The organism is Candidatus Jordarchaeum sp. (assembly GCF_052745115.1).
Genome location: NZ_JBRAKS010000280.1, coordinates 1 through 5,214, shown reverse-complemented (window position 1 = coordinate 5,214; position 5,214 = coordinate 1). Strand labels below are relative to the sequence as shown.

General features: G+C 40.9%; 4 protein-coding genes. All 4 read right to left on the bottom strand.

What is annotated here, in order from left to right:
* The coding region (locus ACUVXA_RS15950) for a hypothetical protein (RefSeq protein WP_445872275.1) at positions 1-967 on the bottom strand (967 nt) is incomplete at its 3' end.
* Positions 968-1,523: 556 nt separating this feature from the next.
* On the bottom strand, positions 1,524-2,117 hold the full coding sequence (metW, locus tag ACUVXA_RS15945) for a methionine biosynthesis protein MetW (RefSeq protein WP_445872274.1): 594 nt from the start codon (positions 2,115-2,117) through the stop codon (positions 1,524-1,526).
* A 6-nt stretch (positions 2,118-2,123) separates the two neighbouring features.
* Entirely contained in the window at positions 2,124-3,263 is a 1,140-nt protein-coding gene (gene metX, locus ACUVXA_RS15940) for a homoserine O-acetyltransferase MetX (RefSeq protein WP_445872273.1), read from the bottom strand.
* Positions 3,264-3,321: 58 nt separating this feature from the next.
* Positions 3,322-4,623 carry an O-acetylhomoserine aminocarboxypropyltransferase/cysteine synthase family protein gene (locus tag ACUVXA_RS15935; RefSeq protein WP_445872272.1) on the bottom strand — a complete coding sequence of 434 codons (1,302 nt, stop codon included), beginning with the start codon at positions 4,621-4,623 and terminating at the stop codon, positions 3,322-3,324.
* Between the last annotated feature and the right edge of the window lie 591 nt (positions 4,624-5,214).

Sequence of the window (5,214 nt, the reverse complement as noted above, 5' to 3'; positions counted from 1 at the left end):
CAAAAAACCGAGGAGTTGAAAAATATGATACTAGACTAACAAAGCGGGGATACTGATTATGTGGGTAGTGATGCCACATGGCTTCCAAGGGGCAATTATTAACACATACTTCGCACAGTTTACAGACCTCTTGGTCGATTTGGGGAAGGAAGTTGGATTTTGTCAGTGTGCGCGGATTGTGTTGCCGTATAATTCCGCCCAATATTCCACAGCAGCAGCTGCAACAGTTGCAAATCATTACTGGTTTTTTTGCTTGGTTAGTGGTGTTATGAACGAGACCATGGTCTTCACACATTTTGATTATTTCCAGAGCCTCCTCCTTAGTAACCTGTCTTGCACCTCGATACTTGACCATATAGTCCGCAACTGAGTCAAAAGTCATGCACACCTCAATAGGCTTATCGCACCTGTTGCTAAGTGATCGGCAGTAACAGTTGAAAACCGCTATGGAGCGAGAATCGGAAATGTACTCACTAATTTTCTCAAATGGTAATATCTCGGTGGTTGCATCCAGTTTTTCCTCAACTGGAATAGTTCTGAAAAGCGGATAATTTGAAGCAGTGATTTCGTGTCCAAAACCCGTGTACTCTTCCATAAGTCTGTGGATCTCAAGTTTGGCATCGGTTAAAGGACCTTGACCCACATGATACTCGATGAGCCCCGGCAGCAACATTAAAAGAGAGTAATACAGCTTTCCGTCTTCCTTGCCCTTAAATTCATTAATCAATCCTCTACTCGCAAGACTCTCAAACAACGTTCTAACGTATTGCTCGTCCAAATTGAGTTCTTCTGCTGCTTGTTCCACCGTTTTTACATCAATTACTGGCATTTTATAGAGGGAGGGGAGGAACTCAGCCTCTTCGGTTGTAAACATCCTTTTCAGAATCTCAAATAATTGTTTTTGTTTAGGAAGCTTCATGAACCAATTGTTCATAACCTGCCATAGTTTCTCGTAAGCATCAGTCAATAGCAGTCCTCCGAAAATATAAGTATGCGAAAACAGTTTTGTTCCAGATTTTAAGGTTTTCTAAGAAAGTAAAATGATAAGTTTTAAAAAAATGGCACAGCTCTTAATGGGAATTGATTTTAACATAGGGTCTTGCTTCTTCGCTTTTTTACTGAATCAATGTCGAAGACATACTCAAAGAAATCTTGGAAAAACTATATGATTATAATTTCCTTGGTTTTTTTGAAAATTCATATTTTTATAGCCACCAGCATGCTCATAGTTCTGTCTTCATTCTAAATCCAGTGTGACGAACTTAAAGTCTAGCTGCCTGAGTTCTTCAGCGATTTTATCCATAATTCCAGAGTTAAAAAGTAGGCCATTTTCGTCTTTTCCCAGCTCTATTCTCACCAATCGGTTATGGTCAAGAAGTTGAAGCTGTCGAACTCGCTAATTTTTCCTAATTAATAATTCGGCCTTTCTAAATCTATCAAGTCTTTCTTCCGTGATTCGCTCGCCCAAGGCTATGCGCGTTTATAATATAAATTTTTTCCATCTCCTATTTTAAGGTCTTCGTCTATATTGAAAGCAGGAAGATCCCAATCTCCCCGAATAAATTCGGAAATATTCTTATTCTTTTATTTTTTCTTATAAAAGCCGAATTCTCGATTTTGATGTTTCTCTTATTACAAAATTCAATAAAGTCCGAAATACTCAGAAAGCGCAGATTTGGTGTATCATACCACTTATAAGGAAGCGCGGGCGTTACTGGAACCCTTCCTCCAAAAAATATTTTGAATCTTGCATCGTAGTAACAAAAATTTGGGAAACTGATAATAGTTTTTTCGCCTACTCGCATGGCTTCTTTTAATACAAAATCTGGTTTTTTTACCTGCTGCAGACTCTGGTTTAGTATAGTGTAGTTAAAGGACTTATCCGGATATTCAGACAGCCCAGTGTCTATATCCTGTTGAACCACGCTTAGACCCCGGCTCACGCATCTACAAATTGCCTGTTCGTCGATATCTATTCCTTGAGCATGCACCTGCTTCTCTCGTATAAGAATAGACAATAACTCTCCGTCACCGCAGCCAAGGTCCAACACGGAGGAACGCTTTTGAACCCACTCAAGGATAACTCCGTATTCTAATTTAATAGAACCATGCATCATTTTCACCTAGTCCCCGTATCCGTTTAATACCGTTTTTAAGAAATGTTTGATTAAATGCGTTTCTTCCTCGACTTCCAATAGAAATGCATCGTGACCGTAGGTAGAGTTAATCTCGCAGTATGTAACGTCCACCCCTGCTAATTTGCACGCCCTCACGATTTCCTGAGATTGATATGCTGGATACAGCCAATCTGATTTAAACGCTATAACGAGAACTTTCGCTTTCAATCCTTTAAAAATTTCATTTATATTTTTTCCATTTAAAATATTGAAGTAATCGTTAGCTTTGGTGATATAAAGATAGGAGTTGGCATCAAATCTTTTAACAAAGTTATCTCCCCTATACCTTAGATATTGTTCTACCTCAAAGTCGATACCAAATTTAAGCAGCTGTTTGTTAGGCGTAAATCGCCTGCCGAATTTCTCAATCATTGAAATATCACTCATATAAGTTATGTGTCCTATCATTCTGGCCACAGCTAACCCTTTGGCTGGAGGTGAATCTCCGTAGTAATTGCCATTTTTCCAGTCGGGGTCGGCCATAATCGCCTGTCGGCCCACCTCATTGAAGGCGATCTGTTGGGGGGTATGTTTTAACGCTGTTGCGATGGGGATCGCGGAGAGTATTCTATCCGGATAAGAAACCATCCATTGTAAAACCTGCATTCCTCCCATTGATCCTCCGACTACAGTTAAGAGTTTTTCAATTCCCAGGTGGTCTATCAAGTGGCGCTGCGCGTTTACCATGTCTTTAATAGTTATTATTGGGAATTCAAGCGCGTACGGTTTATTCGTTTTCGGATTTATTGAGGACGGCCCTGTTGAGCCTTTACAACCCCCGATTACATTTGAACATATAACAAAATATTGCTCCGTATCAAAGCATTTACCTGGCCCGATCATTACATCCCACCAGCCGGGATTTTTATCTCCTTCATGAAATCCTGCCGCGTGAGCGTCTCCGGAAAGGGCGTGAAGTATGAGTACTGCGTTAGATTTTTGTTCATTGAGTTTGCCATATGTCTCGTAAGCTAGAGTGATCGGTCCAAGCTTTTCTCCAGATTCAAGAGCTAATTCGTTGGGTGGGTTTGCAAATGTAAAATATTTTGTCTCCACGGTCTCTATGCTTTTACTACATTCGGTCATTATTTGCCACCACACAGGAATGCTACGAAAAAATTATGCGGTGCTGCTGCGGATGATTTTATTTCTTTACAGCAGCTCGTAGAGCTTGATCTATGTCTTCCTTAATGTCTTCAACATCTTCTAAGCCGATAGATAGTCGTATGTAATCTTCCGTTACCCCTGTTTCCTCTTGCTCTTCTCTAGTTAACTGCTGATGTGTCGTTGAGGCGGGGTGTATAACGAGGCTTTTTGCATCCCCTATATTAGCTAGATGGGAGAGAAGCTTTACCGATTCGATAAACCTCTTCCCCGCTTCTAATCCACCTCTTATTCCAAAACCCACAAGACCCCCATAGTTTCCCCTTAGGTACTTGACTGCCAACTTATGACTAGGATGCTCTTCCAATCCAGGATAGTTAACCCATGCGACCAAGGGGTGCTCTCTCAGAAATTTAGCTACTGCAAGAGCATTTTCAGAATGTTTTCTTTGCCTCAAGGGTAAAGTTTCCAGTCCCTGAAGAAACAAAAAGCTATTGAAAGGACTCAAAGCTGGTCCTAAGTCTCGAAGCCACTGCACCCTTACCTTAGTAATGAAAGCTATGTTCCCTAAACCTGGAAAATCTCCAAAGCTTTCCCAGTATTTTATCCCGTGATAACTCGGGTCAGGTTCCATAAATTCGGGGAATTTGCCGCTACTCCAATCAAATTTTCCAGAATCAACAATTACCCCGCCTATAGATGTACCATGCCCACCTATGTACTTAGTTGCAGAGTTGACTACTATATCCGCTCCATAATCTATAGGCTTAACAAGTCCGACGCCGACAGTGTTATCGACAACAAAAGGAATGCCCGCTTTGTGCGCTATTCCGGCGATAACTTCAAAATCCGGCACATCCAGTTTGGGATTACCAATCGTCTCAGCATATATTGCTCTCGTCCTATCGGTAATCGCTTTCTTGAATTCGTTCGGCTTTGTAGAGTCGACAAACTTCACCCTTCTTCCCAGTTTGGGAAAGGTGTAGTGAAACAATTGATACGTTCCACCGTAGAGATTATTGGCTGAAACAATTTCATCACCAAGCTGTGTGATTGCCAGTAAAGCCAGAGTCTCCGCAGCCTGCCCTGAAGCCACTGCTAGAGCGCCTGTACCGCCCTCAAGGACAGCGATCCTTCTTTCAAAAACATCATTTGTTGGATTCATTATCCGAGTGTAGATGTTTCCGAATTCTTTGAGAGTGAAGAGATTCGCCGCATGCTTCGTATTCTTGAAGACATACGACGTCGTCTGATATATGGGAACTGCTCTTGCACCCGTTGCCGGATCAGAAACTTCCTGTCCGACGTGCACGGCTAACGTATCTAATCTTCTTTTTGACATTTTTCACATGCACCTCTTGATTTTTACATTATTCCTCCGTAACGAAATTATTAACTATAGTTAATATTACCTATATTTATATTTTTCTGTATTTTTTATTACCCTAAAGAATAAAAATAGGAGAATCCCTAAAAATAGATCTGCCATTTAAACCAGCTTTGAGCCCTCAATACGGGCCACAGAAAAGAAGACGTAAAGTTTGATAGCGAATCTTTCCAGACACCGGTTTCCCGCAAACCTTGCATCTTAAAAGATTGCTACCATTCATTAAATAAAATAGAAACTTTGCTTCTTAATCCGGAAATTACCTGATAGCCTGAAACATGACTATCCAACTATGGTTGACCACGCCGACGCTAATGAGGACATTCAATATCATTGCGTCACTAGGGCACAGGTCAATTCAGTATAGAAAAAGTATACTGAAAAGGTGCACTGATACCCTTTGAGGTGCAACTGCTAAAATGCAACAAACCTTAAAACTTCTTAATCCCTAGACTGGGAGTATATCAACACAAATATATCTTATATTCTTAGGTTCTGGTGCCAAATACGGTTGGTAAGGTTAATTTGTGGGTCACGCCATTCTCA